Origin of the sequence: Sphingobacterium yanglingense (assembly GCF_004363245.1) — a bacterium.
GTDB lineage: Bacteria > Bacteroidota > Bacteroidia > Sphingobacteriales > Sphingobacteriaceae > Sphingobacterium > Sphingobacterium yanglingense.
In genome coordinates this window covers 997,097-1,015,376 of the sequence record NZ_SNYV01000011.1, presented here as the reverse complement: position 1 = coordinate 1,015,376, position 18,280 = coordinate 997,097, and the positions used below count along the sequence as shown (strand labels likewise).

Annotated in this window: 19 protein-coding genes and 1 tRNA gene; 10 read left to right on the top strand and 10 right to left on the bottom strand. The window is 41.4% G+C overall.

Annotated features, from left to right (window positions below; translation table 11 throughout):
• Window positions 1–648: an NAD(P)H-dependent oxidoreductase gene (locus tag CLV99_RS06645; protein WP_133583688.1), complete on the bottom strand. Its 648-nt coding sequence runs from the start codon at window positions 646–648 to the stop codon at window positions 1–3.
• Between the two features lie 153 nt (window positions 649–801).
• On the opposite strand from CLV99_RS06645, the gene CLV99_RS06640 reads away from it, so the two are divergent.
• From CLV99_RS06640 to punC, 6 genes are all read left to right on the top strand, one after another.
• Complete coding sequence (locus tag CLV99_RS06640; RefSeq protein WP_133583687.1) at window positions 802–1,704, top strand: LysR family transcriptional regulator; 903 nt, start codon at window positions 802–804, stop codon at window positions 1,702–1,704.
• A 180-nt stretch (window positions 1,705–1,884) separates the two neighbouring features.
• Entirely contained in the window at window positions 1,885–2,952 is a 1,068-nt protein-coding gene (locus CLV99_RS06635) for a 2,3-butanediol dehydrogenase (protein ID WP_133583686.1), read from the top strand.
• 307 nt (window positions 2,953–3,259) lie between these two features.
• Window positions 3,260–4,300, top strand: coding sequence for a linear amide C-N hydrolase (locus tag CLV99_RS06630; protein ID WP_133583685.1), 1,041 nt, complete (start codon window positions 3,260–3,262; stop codon window positions 4,298–4,300).
• A 43-nt stretch (window positions 4,301–4,343) separates the two neighbouring features.
• On the top strand, window positions 4,344–5,495 hold the full coding sequence (locus CLV99_RS06625; protein WP_133583684.1) for a PCMD domain-containing protein: 1,152 nt from the start codon (window positions 4,344–4,346) through the stop codon (window positions 5,493–5,495).
• Entirely contained in the window at window positions 5,492–6,241 is a 750-nt protein-coding gene (locus CLV99_RS06620; protein ID WP_133583683.1) for a porin family protein, read from the top strand. The genes CLV99_RS06625 and CLV99_RS06620 overlap by 4 nt, the downstream gene beginning before the upstream one ends.
• Before the next feature lie 165 nt (window positions 6,242–6,406).
• Window positions 6,407–7,570 (top strand): purine nucleoside transporter PunC, encoded by a 1,164-nt coding sequence (punC, locus tag CLV99_RS06615; protein WP_133583682.1) that lies wholly within the window; start codon window positions 6,407–6,409, stop codon window positions 7,568–7,570.
• A gap of 81 nt (window positions 7,571–7,651) precedes the next feature.
• Here the strand turns inward: punC and CLV99_RS06610 are convergent, their stop codons facing one another.
• The 6 genes from CLV99_RS06610 to CLV99_RS06585 form a co-directional block, all read right to left on the bottom strand.
• Window positions 7,652–8,452, bottom strand: a complete 801-nt coding sequence (locus tag CLV99_RS06610) for a class I SAM-dependent methyltransferase (protein ID WP_133583681.1) — start codon at window positions 8,450–8,452, stop codon at window positions 7,652–7,654.
• 107 nt (window positions 8,453–8,559) lie between these two features.
• Window positions 8,560–9,591 carry a cytochrome-c peroxidase gene (locus tag CLV99_RS06605; RefSeq protein WP_133583680.1) on the bottom strand — a complete coding sequence of 344 codons (1,032 nt, stop codon included), beginning with the start codon at window positions 9,589–9,591 and terminating at the stop codon, window positions 8,560–8,562.
• A 64-nt stretch (window positions 9,592–9,655) separates the two neighbouring features.
• Window positions 9,656–10,525 carry an MbnP family protein gene (locus tag CLV99_RS06600; RefSeq protein WP_133583679.1) on the bottom strand — a complete coding sequence of 290 codons (870 nt, stop codon included), beginning with the start codon at window positions 10,523–10,525 and terminating at the stop codon, window positions 9,656–9,658.
• A gap of 23 nt (window positions 10,526–10,548) precedes the next feature.
• Window positions 10,549–12,537, bottom strand: a complete 1,989-nt coding sequence (locus CLV99_RS06595; protein ID WP_133583678.1) for a TonB-dependent receptor plug domain-containing protein — start codon at window positions 12,535–12,537, stop codon at window positions 10,549–10,551.
• A gap of 4 nt (window positions 12,538–12,541) precedes the next feature.
• Window positions 12,542–13,438, bottom strand: coding sequence for a hypothetical protein (locus CLV99_RS06590; protein WP_133583677.1), 897 nt, complete (start codon window positions 13,436–13,438; stop codon window positions 12,542–12,544).
• A 245-nt stretch (window positions 13,439–13,683) separates the two neighbouring features.
• Complete coding sequence (locus CLV99_RS06585; protein WP_133583676.1) at window positions 13,684–13,986, bottom strand: hypothetical protein; 303 nt, start codon at window positions 13,984–13,986, stop codon at window positions 13,684–13,686.
• A gap of 218 nt (window positions 13,987–14,204) precedes the next feature.
• On the opposite strand from CLV99_RS06585, the gene CLV99_RS06580 reads away from it, so the two are divergent.
• On the top strand, window positions 14,205–14,684 hold the full coding sequence (locus CLV99_RS06580; RefSeq protein ID WP_133583675.1) for a GNAT family N-acetyltransferase: 480 nt from the start codon (window positions 14,205–14,207) through the stop codon (window positions 14,682–14,684).
• 17 nt (window positions 14,685–14,701) lie between these two features.
• Here the strand turns inward: CLV99_RS06580 and CLV99_RS06575 are convergent, their stop codons facing one another.
• Window positions 14,702–15,646 carry a DMT family transporter gene (locus CLV99_RS06575; RefSeq protein ID WP_211348437.1) on the bottom strand — a complete coding sequence of 315 codons (945 nt, stop codon included), beginning with the start codon at window positions 15,644–15,646 and terminating at the stop codon, window positions 14,702–14,704.
• 79 nt (window positions 15,647–15,725) lie between these two features.
• Here CLV99_RS06575 and CLV99_RS06570 point away from each other — a divergent pair, with 79 nt between their 5' ends.
• Both CLV99_RS06570 and CLV99_RS06565 read left to right on the top strand, forming a co-directional pair.
• A complete protein-coding gene (locus CLV99_RS06570) occupies window positions 15,726–16,202 on the top strand; it encodes an Lrp/AsnC family transcriptional regulator (RefSeq protein ID WP_133583673.1) in 477 nt (158 codons plus the stop codon).
• 63 nt (window positions 16,203–16,265) lie between these two features.
• Entirely contained in the window at window positions 16,266–17,024 is a 759-nt protein-coding gene (locus CLV99_RS06565; RefSeq protein ID WP_133583672.1) for an NYN domain-containing protein, read from the top strand.
• A gap of 81 nt (window positions 17,025–17,105) precedes the next feature.
• Here the strand turns inward: CLV99_RS06565 and CLV99_RS06560 are convergent, their stop codons facing one another.
• Window positions 17,106–17,297: a cold-shock protein gene (locus CLV99_RS06560; protein ID WP_133583671.1), complete on the bottom strand. Its 192-nt coding sequence runs from the start codon at window positions 17,295–17,297 to the stop codon at window positions 17,106–17,108.
• Between the two features lie 89 nt (window positions 17,298–17,386).
• Window positions 17,387–17,460 (bottom strand) — tRNA-Arg (locus tag CLV99_RS06555).
• Window positions 17,461–17,686: 226 nt separating this feature from the next.
• Here CLV99_RS06555 and CLV99_RS06550 point away from each other — a divergent pair.
• Window positions 17,687–18,211: a YceI family protein gene (locus CLV99_RS06550; protein WP_133583670.1), complete on the top strand. Its 525-nt coding sequence runs from the start codon at window positions 17,687–17,689 to the stop codon at window positions 18,209–18,211.
• Window positions 18,212–18,280 lie beyond the last annotated feature (69 nt).

The following is an 18,280-nucleotide window of genomic DNA, read 5'->3' as shown; positions in this document are numbered from 1 at the left end:
TTAATTACTTGTTGTTTGAAGTCGTGAGAGTGGAGTTTGATAGGCTTTTTTATCGGTAAATTCGTTCTGTAAATGTTCTATATATTCACTGTGATAGTTTGCTAATCTTTCTGCTGTACAGTTCTTTTCTAGATCGTGAAAATGAAAGCCATTGATCTTTTTCAATCCGATGAACTGATTCATTTTATGGAATCCAAATAATACCCCTTCGTCCTCCGTGTGTTCGTCAAAAAACTCTCCAGGTAAGGTAAAGGCGGTTTTAGGAGCGTTCCAAGAACTGGTAACCATATAGTACTTGCCGTGCATCAGGCCTCCAGTGCCATAGTCGATTTCCGGGTTTTTCCGACTTCTGCCATCATTGGCATAGATACCGTTATTATGACCTGCAGTGAATACTTCGTCAATGTACTTCTTTAGCCCGTTGGGGACCTGAAACCACCAAATCGGGGTATGATAGATAATTGTATCGGCCCATTTGTAGTTTTCTGCTTCTTCCTCTGGAATATAAGGAGTATTGATATTCGTAATGCGAACTTCATGCCCCAATGATTGTAGCGTATCTTGTGTCCACATAGTAAGTGTATTATTGAATAGACCACCTGAGTGTGCAAATGTCTGTCCTCCGTTTATAATAAATATCTTTTTCATTTCTTATCGTTTTAATTATCGATGCCACAAAGTTCAATCAAAATGATTTATCATTAAAATAACTTATATTATATGTATGTATAATATTAATTATAGTTGTTTCCGGTCTTTAATGATTAAAGTGCTACCTTTGTATTATATAAATTATATATCATGCGTTGGAATTTAGAATGGATTAGAACATTTAGAGCGATATATGAGGAGGGTACGCTGTCAGCCGCCGCTCAGGAGTTGTTTATTTCACAACCCGGAGTAAGTTTGCACCTTAACTCTCTGGAAGCGTATGTTGGGTATAAATTGTTTGATCGCTCGGCAAGAAAGATGGTGCCTACAGAAAAGGGTAAGATATTATACAATTTCGTACTAGAACCCTTGAATAAGCTGGAGCTTGCCGAGCAGCATTTTCATAAGCGCTCTCAGGAGGAACGTGCAACAATTAGTGTTGGGATGTGCTTTGAGACTTTTCAATATACCTTGGAGGAACATATTGCTAAATTACCATTTAATTTAATTATCAAATTTGGTGAGTATCCGCAAATGACGCAGGATCTAGACAATGGATTGTTGGATTTAATTATTACTCCACATAAAGGAAATCAGCAAAATTTAGAGTACAATGCTTTTTCAAAAGAACGATTGGTGCTTATAGCTGGTAGTGAAACGGACACGAAGGAGATAGAAGGGTTATTAGCCAAAAAGGAAATAAAGAAGGCAAATAAGGTTTTAAAAAGTCAGCTGTGGTATAGCACAGCGGCGGACATGGAACATTTGAAAAACTTTTGGTTGACGCACTTTAAAGAGCACCCCGACTTTAGTCCTAATTATATAGTACCGAATATTAGTTCTATTATTCGTTGTCTGAATGGAGGGACGGGGTTTTCTGTAGTTCCTGATTTTTTGTGTTTAGAGGCTATTGCTAGTGGTAGGATAAAGTTAGTGTGGGAGGGGGTAGTACCGTTGGAGAATACATTATATTTTGGAACACGAAAAAAGACGATGTATGCAACCGAAATCGCTCTTTTGGAGGGATTGCTTCAGGAGAAATGGAATGCCTAGTTCTACTAAGAACAAAAGCCAGGGCGCAGTGTTTGTATAGTAGGTAGAGATAGCGCAATTTGACAAGTGACAGACCTTGAGAAATAGGTGATAAAAATCATTTATTTCTGTGGAGCAGGTCATGGCATAGCGGATTATTTCTCAATACCTTTATATAAACACCATAAAATAGATAAAGATATGGCTAATACAATGAAAGCAGCACGCTGGTATGCTGCAAAAGACATTAGGGTAGAGTCTACAACTATTCCAGAACCTAAAGCTGGGCAGGTTAAGATAGCAGTTCAGTTTGCAGGTATCTGTGGTTCTGATTTGCATGAATATGTGCATGGACCACAGTTGATTCCGGTAGATCAACCGTACCCATTGAATGGGCATCAGGGAGTAACTACGCTAGGACATGAGTTTTCGGGTGTGGTAGAATCTGTTGGAGAGGGCGTACATCACCTGAAAGCCGGTGACCGTGTAGTTGTAGAGCCTCTTTTCAAAAACTTTGATAGTCCTTTTATCCCGAATGGAGAATACAATCTGTCTGAACCGCTTGGATTTATAGGCCTTTCTAGCAATGGAGGGTTCGCGTCCTATGTGGTGGTTGAAGATTATATGGTACATAAGATACCTGATAGTATGTCTTTTGAAAAAGGAGCACTCGTGGAGCCTGCTGCTGTAGCGGTATATGCGGTGCTGCAAAGTGGCCTTAAAATAGGGGAAACAGTGTTGGTGTCTGGAGCTGGTCCTATAGGATTGCTCTGTGTACAAGCTGCTCTTGCAGCAGGGGCTACCACGGTAATTGTGACGGATATCGCAGATAAGCGTTTGGAGAAAGCAAAAGCTATTGGCGCTACCCATATTATAAATGCGAAAGAGGATGGGATACCACAAAAGGTAAAGGCTATTACAGGATTGGGAGTAGATGTCTTTCTAGATTGTGCCGGGGTACAAGCATCGTACACTAATGGCATAGAGAGTTTAAGAAATGGTGGTACGGCAGTTTTAGTGGCCTTGTTTGGAAAGCCCGTGAGTACGAATGCCCTGGAGCAGGTGCTTCGAGAGATTACAATAAAAGGAATCATTGCTTATCGTAATATTTTCCCACATGTCATTGCACTTATCGATAGTGGACGTATGCCTGTGGAAAAGCTTGTAACGAGTAAGATAGGTCTAGATGACATCGTTGCAAAAGGATTTGAAGCTTTGGTGAATGATCCGACGGAGGTGAAAATCCTAGTTGATATACAGAAAGGTTAATACACTATAAAAGGAAAGCCCGAATTTATTCGGGCTTTCCTTTTATAGTGTAGGATGATTCATCCCAGAATCTATGCTGTATTTGCTAGGTACTTTGCTTAATAATAAAAAATACTTCTAAAAATGTAGAAAAATAACGATGGGCTATGCGATTAAAATACTAATTTAGCCTTGGAAAGTTGACTATGAGTTTTGGTCGTAGTTAAGGGATATCGTTGCGTTTAGCGGTATCACATTTTTCTAAAAAAGAAGTTACCATTGAAAACAAACCGATCCACTAGTAGGTGGGTCACAAAATGATTTACATATGAAGAAAGTATTCGCATCACTATTGACGGTTTGCGCTTTATTGGGCGCCCAAGCCTGGGCTTGTACACGCGTAGTTTACAAGGGACCAAACGGTAATATCATTACAGCACGTAGTATGGACTGGAAGGATGATATTGCTGCTAATCTATGGGTATTTCCACGCGGCTTAGAACGTAACGGTCAAGTTGGACCACAGTCTGTAAAATGGAAGTCTAAGTATGGTTCGGTAATCGCATCGGCTTGGGATATAGCGACCACAGATGGTTTGAACGAAAAAGGTTTGGTCGCCAATGTACTTTGGTTGGTCGAGTCTGAATATGCGAAATTTAATCCAGCCGGAACTAAGCAAGGATTGACTATATCGGCTTGGGCGCAGTATGTATTAGATAATTATGCTACAGTGCAAGAAGCGGTACTTGATCTAGGGAAAGAGTCGTTTGTTGTGGTGAGTGATTATATCCCAGGGACGCAAAAGTTCACGACGCTGCACTTGTCTATCTCGGATGCAACAGGTGATAACGCTATTCTAGAATATATCAACGGTAAATTGGTGATACACCATAGCCCGACCTACACCGTGATGACCAACTCTCCGGTTTTTGGTGATCAGTTGGCTTTGAACAAGTATTGGGAAGGGGTACCGGGAACTGCAATGTTGCCAGGTACTAATCGTGCAGCAGATCGTTTTGTACGGGCTTCTTATTATATTAATGCTATTCCACAGACTGAAGATACGCGTATCTCGGTGGCGAGTGTGTTTTCTGTGATACGTAACTGTTCAGTTCCATTCGGGATAAGTTCTGAAGCAGAGCCTAATATATCATCTACACGTTGGAGATCTGTAGCAGATCAGAAAAACAAGGTCTACTATTTTGAAACAGTGCTTACGCCTAATACATTTTGGGTAGATCTTAAGAAATTTAATCTGGCTGAGGGAGCTAAGACTATGATGTTAGACTTGAAAGAGTTCTCGACATTCAATGGATTGTCTAATGCTAATTTTAAAGCAGCGAAGCCTTTCCAATTTGTTGGTATCTAATCAGGAATCGTTCATCTTATAACATAATTATTAGCACAGTCAAATGATCATTAAATCATTTTCACATCTGTTTCGGCCGTTGGTCGGTATGCTGTTGCTCTTGACACCATCCCTGTTTACAGGTTGTATCAAGAAAGCGCTGCCCAATATTGAAGCAGATATTCTATCCGTAGTATCTAAAGAGGGTGACTTTTTCGCCGAACCGGTAATCACTAATAATGAGGTCAAGCTATTTGCAAACGATGAAAAAGTGGATGTAAAGGCTTATGCGTTTACATTTGGATTGAGTCGGGGTGCGACAAGTGTGCCTGCAAGTGGTTCGGTACAGAATTTTACAGAACCGGTGATTTATACCGTGACTTCCGAAAATGGAGAATTCAGTAAGAAATATACTGTCACGATGACCGATGAACGCGTTACTTTTATGCCGTTGGAGTATAATTTTGAGCATTACACAATCCACGATAAGAATAAGTACACCGAGTTCTTTGGGCTGCGCGACGAACGCAGGCAAGATACCTGGGACTCGGGAAATGCGGGTTTCGTATTTAGTATATCGCCGATTGCCAAAAAACAACCTGGTCTTTACCCCATGCAGTTTAGTACCACAGCACACAGTGGAGAGACAGCTGTAAAATTGGAAACAAAATCTACGGGTACTTTTGGAGCGGGAGCGAAGAAGCCAATTGCTGCAGGTAATATATTCATCGGCGAATTTGATTCGGGGAATGTGATGGGCGACCCGTTAAACTCTACACATTTTGGACGACCTATAGAAGGGGCACCTGTATCGTTTTCAGGATTCTACCACTACACACCAGGTAAACAGGTTATAGACCACAATAGTGCACCGATGCCTAATGTGAAAGATACTTGTTCGTTGGTAGCCGTGCTTTATGATGCGGACGAACTGAAGTCTAGAACTAGAGTGGACTATCTGGATGGGACAAATCTGCAGACAGAGAAGAGTATTGTTGCGACGGCAATATTGTACGATGGTATAGCGACTGATTCGAAAGATTTTAAGAGTTTCGATATTCCGTTTAAGTACCTTAAGGTGCCTCAGGTGGAAGGATTTGCTGGAGGGAAGTATAAGTTAGCTATTGTGTTGAGCTCGAGTAAGAATGGTGATATCTTTCAGGGCGCTGTAGGAAGTGTGTTATTGGTGGATGATATTAAGATTACGATCAAATGATGAGATATATAGTATTGCTATTAATAGGTTGTATGGGGGCTGTATCGACGTACGCGCAGGTAGGGATAGACCGCGTGATCATACATGCTGGGGTGCATATCGGTGGTGTGACACCGGCCTCTATACCACAAGAAATCCGTGAGGTAGAGAGTTATCGTCCTGTGAATCCATTTTCGATAGGTGTCGAAGTGCCTTTTTATAAGGTTAACGACAAGCTTATGATTTCTTCGGGCTTGAATCTCGTCAATAAAGGGATGAAGACAAGGGCCTTTGCGGAGAATTTTAAAGCGATGATCGAGTTTGAAAATCAACCGATACCTGGATTTATAGGTTACTTTACAGGTTCTGTAGCATCTTCCTTCAATAATTTGTACCTCGAGTTGCCGGTGTCTGCTCACTATGAGCTGAATCAAAAATGGTCGCTCTTCGGTGGCTTTTCAATCGCTCGTGCATTGCACCGCTCTTTTGAAGGAGGTGTGCACAATGCGTATGTACGTCTGGGAGATCCGACGACGACTAAGATTGAGATATCAAGCGCTACATTTGACGTGTCTAAGTTAGTGAACAAGACGGATATTGGTGTTCATGTAGGAGGTGTCTATGCGATAAACCCAACATGGCAGGTACGTGGGGTGTTTAACTATGGCGTGAACAATGTTATTGATGCGCCCACGGACCATCTACCCATCAAGCTGCATAACACATTCTTTACTATTGCTGCAGGGTATGTCCTGCCGTTCAATTAGTCGAGATCGTTAAACTTTATTTGAAACGCCACTCCTTTTTTGGGGTGGCGTTTTTTGTTTTTATTTTTGATACTTGGTTGTCTTAACGTCAAAATGGTCGAAAAATGGAGACTGCGATGCTCTTTTGTGTTACCTTTGCAGCTTGATTAAAAATGAATAGTATACATGGTGAATAAAGAGAAAAACAATTTCCTGTTTTTGGTGTACCTGGCGGGGTTGAGTGTAATAGGTTTTTTGGCGACAGACATGTATCTGCCTGCATTCGATAAAATGCGTATTGATTTGGATACGACTAAGAATAGTATTGGTGCCAGTTTGACGTTGTTTTTGGCGGGGTATGCAATAGCGCAGTTGCTTTGGGGGCCGCTGGCAGATAAAATTGGCAGGCCACAATCAATACTGATGGGGTTGGGAATATTTACATTGGCTTCACTTGCGATATCTTTTACTGGTGATGTGACTTTACTGATGGTATTGCGGTTGGTCCAGGCGATAGGGGTATGTGCGGCTGCGGTAAGCTGGCAGGCGTTGGTAATCGAGTACTATCCTGCCGAGAAGACCAATAAGGTGTTTGCGACTATTATGCCTTTGGTGGCTCTATCTCCTGCGTTGGCGCCTTTATTAGGAGTTTTTTTATTGGATCATTTTAGCTGGCGCTCTATTTTTATTGTTTTGGCTATTATTGCTTTACCATTGATGGCTTATACGTTTACATTAAAGTCAGGAAGACCTGCTTATGGTGACCAAACGAAGAAAAAAGGGGAGTCTTATATACAGATGTTGCAATCGAAAACCTATGTAGGAAATGTGATGATCTATGCTGTTTGTTCGGGTGCATTCTTTGCGTGGCTTACTGGATCTCCATTCTTTTTGAAAGAATTAGGTTATACCGAAGGGCAGATAGGTTTTAGTTTTGTACCGCAGACTATCGCTTTTATGTTGGGTGGATATGGCTATAGGGCACTGTCGGATAAGATAGAAGGAAGACGTATTCTGCCTTTCCTGTTGGTTCTTTATGCTGTTGCGGTAATTGGGGTATTGGCTGTTACGATGGCTATGACACCTACACTTGCGTGGTTATTGGTACCATTCTGTTTGATGGCACTGGCCAATGGCGCCTGTTATCCTATTGTCGTGGCGCAGGCGATGAAGCTTTTTCCTAATAGCTTGGGTAAAGCATCGGCACTACAGAATGCCTTACAGTTGGGTACGTGTTTTTTGGCAAGTGGTATTGTGTCTTTGTTCTCCAGTACCGCATTACTTACCACAGCTTTAGTGATGGTAGGTACGATACCTTTTGTACTGATCGGTTTTAGATTGTCCAAATAGCAAAAGTATTGTAATATACAAAAAGAGAGGGCTTTTGGTATATCGAAAGCCCTCTCTTTTTATATCCCCCTAATGATCGGGTTATTTTTTCTCGGCTACCAAGGCATATACCATTGGGATTTTGTCGTCCAGATGGGTTATCCTGTATTTCTTGGGCTCAAACTCAATGGTCTTGTTGAAACAATCGTAAGGAGAGTAATCAAATTCATTAAATGATTTTAATTCGAGACCATTGTTGATCAGGCTGTTCAGTACTTCGCCCAGTCCGTGGTTCCAGCAGACGTAGTCCTGGCTGATATTGGCTTCCTTGTCGGCATATGTGCCTTCCTCTGACTCGATAATAGGTCCAGAGTTGAAATATCGGTAACCAATTTTATCAAAGTTGTCATCAAACATCCATATGACAGGATGAAATTCGACGAAGATGAATTTACCTCCCGGCTTTAGGAATTTAGAAATGACTTTGGCCCATTTGTCTAGGTCGGGGAGCCAGCCTATGGTACCATAACTGGTATATACGATGTCGAATGTTTCATCTAGATGATTCGGAAGGTCATAGATATCGCAACAGACAAATTTGGCATCGGCATTAGTCTGCTGTGCTATTTGGCGTGCGCTGTCTATGGCTTTGTCGGATAGATCTACCCCCGTTACCATTGCGCCCAGCCGGCTCAGTGAGATGCTATCCTGTCCAAAATGACATTGTAAGTGCAGGATGGATTTTCCGTTTAGGTCACCCAATAAGTCTAGCTCGATGCTATTCAATGAGGTGTTTCCTTTCAAGAAGCCCTCCATATCGTAGAAATCGGATTTTAGGTGTGTCTCGGTTCTGTTGTTCCAAGACTGGCGGTTCACCGCCAGATAATTGTGTTCTGTGCTCATTTTACCCTTTTATGTTCTTATTATCACCCCAAATGGCGATAACAGCAGCACAATTTACATCTTATTGAGCAATAAAGTGAAGTTGTGTTCTAAAAAAGTAGAATAGGCTACTGAGGCGTTATAAAGGACTCGTCGCTCAACGTATGTAGGAAGGCGATGATGTCGGATTTCTCTTGCGCTGTCATAGGTATTCTATTACCGTTGGCTTTTAATATGGGATCTAGATTATCTGCCTCTAATACGTCTTCGGCCATATAATCTAATACAGCTTGGAGTGTCTTGAACTGACCAAAGCTGCCATAAGGTGCTGTGTATGCAATATTGCGTAGTGAAGGTACGCGAAAGCTCATATAGTCTGCAGGAATACCAGTTACCCGTCCTCGCCCTGCTTCTTCCGTGCTGGGATTTAGAGGGAATCCTATATTTCTAAAGCTTTGATCGGTAAAGAGCTCGCCGCTGTGGCAGCTGGCACATTTGCTTTTGAATAGCTGATAACCGCGCGCTTCAATGACGCTAAATTGCAGGCCTTCGTTGCGCTTTATCTTGTCGTATTTGCTATTGATCGATAGTAGCGTGTATTCGTATTGGGCGATACTTTTATATATTCTATCGGGGGTGATTTCACTATCACCAAAGGCTTGGCGGAATAGTATCTGGTAGGCTTGGTCTTTGCTGATTTTTCCTATGGCCTCTAATATAGATGAATTCATCTCTTCGTGGGTAATGATGGGTACCAAGGGTTGCTTCTCTAATTCACGCTTGTTGCCATCCCAATTGTAGTGTTTTATAAAAGCGAGGTTCTGTAGGGGTGGGGTGTTGCGTAGACCTACACGGCCATAAATACCTATGGCTTGTGGATGACTGTCGGCAAAGGCATTTGCCTGCTGATGGCAGCTGGCACAGGAAATGGTGTTGTTACCGCTTAGCTTTTTTTCGTGAAATAGCTTTTTGCCTAGTTCGACGCCGTATAGGGTAGGTGGATTGCGGTGTACCGCCTCGTTCAATGAAGGGAAGTCCAGAGGGATAGCGAGCTGTATTTCGGGATTATCGATGTTGAGGTTCTCTTCTGCGTCTTCGCGGCTACAGGCCAATGCAAATACAATCAAGGATAGAAAGAGAATGCTGATCGTTGGTTTCATAAGCTAAAGCATAAAATTGGGCCGCGCTACAGGTACTATAGGCGACCCGAGGTATTTGTGTGATTTAGTTTTTTACACTGACGACGGAGAACATACCCGAGTTGTCATTCTTACTATTGCCACCTAGATTATCAACAAATTTGACCATTTGATCCGCAGTATGGATGTTGGGGGTTGCATTGTCATTAGGTCCGCGACCAGAAGTTAAGGTGATTGTGTTCGTCTTTCCGCTCAGCAATTTGTCAAAGTCTGCTTTGATAGTGATCATAGGTGACCCTTTGCCCACTACAGCTGTTTCGGAAAGAGAAAGTGTAATATCTCTATAGGCATTTACACCTGGTATATAGGTTGAAGGATCTTCTCTTTTCCCGTCGAGGGTACTGCCGGTATGGATAGAAAGAGGCTTCTTATCTGAACCATAAAATCCTTCAATCTTGGTGAATCGGTAGCCAGTGCCCCATTCCCACATCATTTTGGTGTCATTGGCGCTCGCTGTGGCATAAAATTTAGGAAATCGAACTTCATCTAGTGTATTTATCTCTTGTTTGATACCTAGCCCAAATTTCAACTGCTTGTAGTCTCCCGTAGGTATATTGGATAATACATAATCTAGGGTAGCTGCCTTAGAATGATCGATGACAGTAGCACCTTTGTCTAGATCATTGATGTTGTAGGGAACCTCTTGTCCATCTGTTTTTACTAAACGAATATTGCTAATGACATACTTTAGTTCGGAGAACTGATGTGTCTGTCCATTAGCTGATGTATTGATCGTAGCCTGAGTAGAATTGGCGTCGCCAAGAACAATGGTTTTGTCCTTGAAGGTGTTGTTGAAATGCAAGGTTACATTGTTTGCAGCTGGTTCGCTTTTTTCACAAGAAGTCAATGCTACAGCTAGTGCCGATGCGAATAGGATGTTTGTTAAGTTTTTCATTTGTTATTTATTTTAGTTTGTTTTTAAAAATTGCATTTTAAGGATGTAAATATGTTTCTACCCATTCTTGGGATGTTGCCCCAATCGGCGTAGGTGCTGTAGTAAGCGTTCAATATATTCTCTGCTCCGGCCTGCAAGGTCAGGTTGACTTTGCGTATCGGTAGGCTGTAGTCTGCCGATAGATTCCAGATCTGGTAGGCCGGTGTTTTATCTTCACCGTACTCCGGGCTATAATCACGTTGTATGGCATCTCCGTTTATAGAGGTTTGTATACCAAATTGTTTGTGTTGATATTGTAAACTAGATTGGTAGCTCAATGGGCGGATAAAAGGTAGGTTGCCTCCGCGGCCATCAGTAGCACGAGCGTAGGTGAGGGAGCCTTTCCAGTGAAGAGTGGGAAGGATATCGTAGTGGCCGCTCAAGGCCAGGTTGAAGATATTGGCATGATCTAGCGCTGTATATCCCTTGACGCCCACGGACTGGTAGTTCATGGGGCTACCCATGCTTAGTATCTTGCCTACGATATAACCCTGAATATAGAAGTAGTTCACTTTGGCCTGTATACCCAAGCGATCTGTTTTGTAACCTATGCTGGCGTTGGTTTCGTACGATACTTCATTCTTAAGGTTTGGATTTCCGATGTAATCGTAGCGGTCAAAGCTATTATAGATGTAATAACCGTATGCTTCGGATATGGAAGGTGCCCGATGACCGTAACCTACACCAGCGCTGAAATCGAAACGGTCTATACTCATGTGGTAACTGCCATGTAGCCCCGGTAATAGTCTTGTTTTTTCTTGTGGAGCGCCCGGGTGGAATATCCAGTTGAACTCGACATACTTGGAGTAGTTGTAATTGACACCGAGAGAACCTCCGACTATGATATGGCTGCGTGCTGAAAGATTCCATGAGTTATTATTGGAAAGGCCAGCAAAACGGGTGGTAACCCATGGCCAGCTGTAGGCAAACATGGTTCTGTTGCTACGATCCTGCGGATACATACGCATTTCGGCAATAGAGAGGTTGTCGTAGGCATTGAGCTGTATTTCGGAGCTATAATCTCCTCGTTGAAGCGCTATTTTTGATAATAGACCATAAGTGGTGCTCCAACCGGGCATATCCATATGCACTAGATTTTCAGGGCGTGTTGTATCATCCATATAGTGCTCGATGGCATTATAGTAGATTTTGGTATCCCAGAACTGCACTAGGCTTTCTTCAAAAAGCTGTTTGTAAGATGCCGAGGTAATCAGTGCGCGTGATAGCCACAAATCCATAGGTAGAGCGGGAAAGCCTACGTCCTTAGCCTTGTCATAAATAGCATCGACACGCAATGCAGAACGCTCTCCTGTTTTAAAAGCTAAACCTAAGGAGCTGTTGAATTTGTTGAACTGAGAATGCTTTACTTCTTTATTATTACCGTCATAATAGTTTTTAGCATTACGAAAGGAGATGCTACCATCGGCAGCAAACTTCTGCCCGGAATAGGAGAGGTCGGCGAGGTTGAAGTATTGTTTGTTGTTGAACTCGAACCCAGTTTGATAGTTGCCACTCATCTTTTTGTCAAGGCCGAATGCGGTGTTCTTGCGTTGCAGGTCGATGCTTCCTGCTACAGTAGCTCCATGTAGATTGCCTTCTTGCCCAGATTTGATTGCTACGGTTGATAAATTATTGGTCTCTACATAGGAGGTGATCGGGTCCATTTTGTCGGTACAGGCTCCGAATACGTGCATGCCGTCTATCGTGACAGAGGAGCGCTCAGAGCTCATGTTATTGAGCATAGGTTCCCAGGCGTAAGCACCCCGTTTGATAAAGCTGATGCTTTGTGAAGACGCGAGAAATTCGTCTACGGAAACGGCAAGCTTCGTATCTGTTTTTATCTTCTTCTTGCCCTTTGCACTTACGTTGACTTCTTGCAATACTTTGGTTGTGTCTTTTTGTACAATTGTACTTTGAGCATAGAGGTTGGGTATGCTTAATAAGACGGTTATAACAATATATATCCACTTCATAGTTTTAGAATAAGATGTCAATATGTAGTTCGCTTTTTACACCTGCTACGCCTGGAGTAAAATCGTCGGGCACTACGGTACCTTTGATGATGCGCCCCTGCTGGTTAAGGAGAATGAAGTTTAAGGTCCAATTGCCGGTCATGGTATAATTGACCACACCGTGGTATAGTCCGTCTGCGCCTGGCAGTAGGTCTTTATTATTAGGAGAAGAGTGATTGCCCATGGATGGTTCTGGCATTCTGGGGTCTAATTCTAGGGTGTAGCCCTCTGCTTGGCTGTAGAAAGCCAGTGTGGAACCAGTAGTGGGTTTATTAAGTTTGTATATGCCTGCAACAAGGTCATTCTCGGCTACTTTGGGCTTCTGTGGTGCTACGAGTGCAATAATATACTGCTCTCCATCGCTACCTATAAAGCTGATCATATTCAGGTTTTTGTTGCTTTGTTTCTGTACCGTTACGTGCTGTATGCTGTTGTGTTGTTGCTTGTTTGCTATAAAGCCAAATTGGAGGTCCCAGCGTGCCATTTCGCTGCTTTCGTCTGTAAATACGATATAGCCTTCGAAGTAGTCGTTGTCGGCTTTGTACGTGAGCTGATGAAGATGTGGGCAGGTGGCTGTTTGCTCGTCTAGGCCGGTTTGGATCGGAAGGAGTGTCGCTTCGGATACTCGAGGTTGTCCCTGACTGCTAATCTTGAGACGAACCTCGTTGTAACCTTTGTATAGTTTACCTCCCAATGCCTCGATACGAAGGGTGTAGGGGCCGTTTTGAATGGTGGCGACCTCCTCGAATTGAGTCCGTTCGGGAATGATGGTGTTTATCTCTGCCTCATAGTCTGTTTTCTCTTTAGTACATGAGGTAAGGGCATAGCAAAGCACTGTTAGAAAAAGTATAATTTTTTCCATTAGAATATTTTTAATCATTTTTTTCTTTCCGGATTGTTGTACAGACCGTTATAGAGGTGCCATTCAACGGATACGGAAGCTTTAATAGATAATTTTGGAATCAGGTATATATACGGCTACAATGTGAGGCTTGCTGTTGTTTTAACACAGGTCAGGTACCTGTTGCAAGAGCAACATAAGTACATGGTCGCGTAATGCCAGCATGGCCTACATGAAAACAGTATTACCTGGAAAGAAAGGTTCGATTAAGCAATCGGAGGACGGAATACCGAAGTACGGTATGTAAAAGCGTAGTTAGTCAAATAAGGTGAGAAGGCGTTTTGTGGATGTTCCTCAGCTTGGGGCTGAGATTGAAAAACCGTGTAGTCTTTGTGTACGTAAAGTGCACTGTATTCATACACGACAAGATTCTTTTTGGTTTCTTGTTTTTCTTTCTCTCTTATTTTTTTCATGAGTACACATTGGCCATTACAATGCAATTGAGGACGGTCTTTGTTAATACATTTGGCCAGGTACTCCGGTAGGTGTATCTGATATTCCATAGCCATGATACTGCGATAGAAAGATTGCAGTGTCAGCGCAGCTAGTAGAATGTATGTACAAAAAAGTCTCAAAATAGTATTTAGCTTTTGTGCTTGCTAATGTGCCCCAAATCTACGGAAAGAATTTTATAAAAAGGAAGGATTGAAGGGAAGTTTAATGCAATTATGTTTTATTTAGAACTGATTTATGTAAGTTTGGTGTTTAACTGAGTTAAAGTGGTCCGATGTATATTGAATCTTTAAATCCTGCCTACTATTTGGAACTTGTGGAGGCTAATTCTCAACTTCCTTATTCGTTATTATTGCTAGCTGATGAGACCCGCTATGCGATAGATAAGTATGTTTTTGATAGTAATGTATACGTGCTAAGGGATGGCATGGATGAACTCGCCGTATTTTGCTTGTATCAGATAGATGAGAGCATACTCGAAATAAAGAATATTGCTGTATGTAGTGAACTGCAAGGGAAGGGAATAGGTACTTTATTAATCAAGGAAATCGTGCAAATAGCACGATCGCAAGGTTATGAAGAGCTTATTGTTGGCACGGCAGACTGTGGTGTAGACCAGATCCGATTCTATGAGCGTAATGGTTTTGTTAAATATGGGATAAAGAAAGACTTCTTCATCCACAACTATGAACAACCTATCGTTGAAAATGGTGTACAGCTACGGGATATGGTCATGTTGCGGATGGATTTATGAATACCAGAAGAACAGGGTTAACTGTTGGACTTTGTTAGGCTCAATAAAAATATAGTTGACACGATACATAAGCTTCCGATCCAATCGATTAACGAGAAAGGGATCTGGAGCCACAAGACAGCTACGATAGTTGCCGATAGCGGCTCTGCTGAGGCGAGTAAGCTTGATTTTTGGGCGCCAATCTGTTTGACGGCAGTGAGGTACGCATAAAACGGAATAAGGGTTCCTAAAACAATGATAAAAGCGATGTAGGAATAGGTGTAGGTATCCCAGATGCCTTCTACATCCCAGGGTGCTTTGAAAAATGATAATATAAGCCCACCGATGAGCATGGCCCAGCCAATCACTAAAGCTGAATTATGTCTATGGAGTAGACGTAGTGGATATATCGTATAGAAAGCTAGCGCTAGGGCGGAGGCTATGCCTAGGAAAAGGGCAGTGTTGGAAATGGCCAATGTGCTGGGATCACCGTGTGTAACCAATAGAAAGGTGCCGAGTACAGCCAGAAATATTGCAAGGTACTCTATTGGTGCGGGCAGTCGCCTGTTTTTTACTGCAAAATATATAGCAATGAAAATAGGGCCTAGGTATTGTAGAACGGTAGCGGTGGCGGCATTAGATTGTTTTACAGCGGCAAAATACGTATACTGCACAGCCAGCATTCCGAGGATACTGAATACGAATAGTTGGTGCCTGTCTTTTTTTTCTCTCCATATGGCTCCGATATTCTCCTTTTTTAAGATGGAAAACAACAAGAAAAGTATACCTGCAGATAGCATTCGGACAGAAATAAGCCACTCGACATTGATAGCACGTTGCTCAAATAGAAATTGTCCAAATGTGCCAGAAACTCCCCATAGCGTAGCTGCTGTGATCGCTAGTACAAATCCCTTAAAATTAGTCGATGTCGCCATATAGTTGATAAAAGTCGAGCATATGCTCTTGTTTTTGTGTTGTCGCACAAAAATAGATTATACTAACGGTGTTTTTTAATTAATTTTGGGTGTATTTGTGCAATTTTGTTTCATTTGTTACGTAATTATGGAAATATTGGATAAACTGGATATTGCAATTTTGAAGATATTGCAGCAAGATAATTTTACCCCACAACGTGATATTGGACAACAGGTCGGGCTGTCTGCGGCTGCTGTACAGCGACGGATGAAGCGAATGAAGGAAGAGGGGATTATACAACGCAATATCAGCGTGGTGAATAGAGAGAAGATAGGAAGGCCTATTACGTTATTTGTTGAGGTGATTATGGAAAGTGAAAAAGCGGAGTATATCGATACAACGAAAGCGATATTCAGAGCCACACCAGAAGTTCAGCAATGTTATTATGTGACAGGAGATGCTGATTTTGTATTGATAATTGTGGTTCCTTCGATGCATGATTATGAGTTGCTCACGAGAAGGATTTTCTTCGGTAATGACAATATAAAGCACTTTAGGACAATGGTCGCGATGGATTTAGTGAAAGTAGGATTAGATGTATCGTTGGATACGATATTAGCCTAGAAGAGGAGTTAAATGGTATGTGTTTTGCTACTAATATAGTATAAACATAAAATAGAAAGATGTATGCAAGACCATAAACTCGCTGTACTGATAGATGCCGATAATGTTCCTTACGCGAATATTAAGGAGATGCTTGAAGAGATATCTAAAAGTGGTACTCCTACCGTAAAACGTATATATGGGGACTGGACAAAGCCCCATCTTTCGGGATGGAAAAATGTACTGTTGGATAATGCCATCACGCCTATACAACAATATAGTTATACTACAGGAAAGAACTCCTCGGACAGTGCGTTGATAATTGATGCTATGGATATCTTGTATTCTGAAAAAGTAAATGGTTTCTGTATCGTGTCCAGTGATAGCGATTTTACACGGTTAGCGACACGGCTTCGGGAAGCTGGGATGTTGGTCATTGGATTAGGCGAACGTAAGACACCGAAGCCTTTTATTGCAGCCTGTAATAAGTTTATTTATCTGGAGATTCTGAAGCCTGTAGAGAAAGAAGAGGATGTTAAGGTAGCCGTCAAGTCTGTTGTAAAAGAAAACGGGAAGCCGACAGAGAAAGCTATAGATAAGGTCGACAAGAAGACAGTGACGCTTATTGTGAACAGTGTGGATGACCTGGCTGATGAAACAGGTTGGACTTTCTTGGGGTCCCTTGGTAGCTTTATTTCTAAGAAAAAGCCTGACTTTGATCCTCGAAATTATGGTTTCAATAAATTGTATGATTTAATCAAATACATTAATAAGTTTGAAATTGACGAACGGGATTCTGGAGGGCATAAACATGTTAAACATATTTACTTGAGACTGAAGTAGGCTAGTGTTGTTGATTGTTATACAAAAAAAAGGATAGATCATAATGTTCTATCCTTTTTAAGAAAGTATTGTTGTAATATATTATGCTAATTGCACGTTAACTGCATTGATACCTCTTTGAGTTCTTTCTGTATCGAAAGTTACAACGTCACCTTCAGATACTTGGTTTTTTAGAGCAGATACGTGTACGAATACATCTGCACTTCCATCTTCTGGAGTAATAAAACCAAATCCTTTAGTTTCATTGAAAAATTTAATTTTGCCTTTGTTCATTATGTTATTTTTAAAGTATTGCAAGATAAGTAAAAAAAATGGTAAATAATGGCAAAAAAAAATACTCTAGAGTAATCTAGAGTATTCTGTACGCCCATCAGGATTCGAACCTGAGACCGACGGTTTAGAAAACCGTTGCTCTATCCAGCTGAGCTATGGGCGCCTCGCTTTCAACGCAACAAAAGTAGGCTTTTGGATGTGAAATACAAAATTATTGTTCTTTTTTTTATCCCTTAGATAATAACTGCTTGCTCTACAGTTGTATAATTTTTTTAAAATCTTAATCTAGGTTAAGAATGGAGCTATTTCTTGTATTTACCTTTGTATTATCAAGAACAAATAAGGATAAAAACAGTTTATTATATTAACAAGTTATAAAAAATAGTATTATGGCAACATGGAATTTAGATACGGCGCACAGTGAAATTGAGTTTAAAGTACGTCATATGATGATCTCTTCAGTAAAGGGGCAGTTTAAAAACTTTGAAGTATCTATTAATAGTGAATCGGATGATATTTCAAAAGGAGTGGTTACGGTAAAGATTGATGCGAGTTCAATTGATACTAAAAATGAGCAAAGAGATCAACATTTGAAAGGAGGAGATTTTTTTGACTCAGAGAAATATCCAGATATTACGTTTGTTTCAACATCCGTAGTTGGGGATGTCCAGGATGAGTTCAAGATCCATGGTGATTTGACGGTAAAAGGAATAACAAAGCCTATCGTAATCAAAGCAGAGTTTGGTGGTATGGCAAAAGATCCATGGGGAAATGATAAAGTAGGGTATACCGTAAAGGGAGCAATCAATCGTTCCGAATTTGGTCTTACTTGGAATGCTGCATTGGAAACTGGAGGCGTAATGGTGTCTGAAGAGGTTAAGTTTGAAGGTGAATTACAGTTTGTAAAAAGTTAATAATCAGGGTTTGTTGGTTTGCTGATGCGTTTTTTTGAAATAAATTTTGCAAATCAACCTAGAATTTCT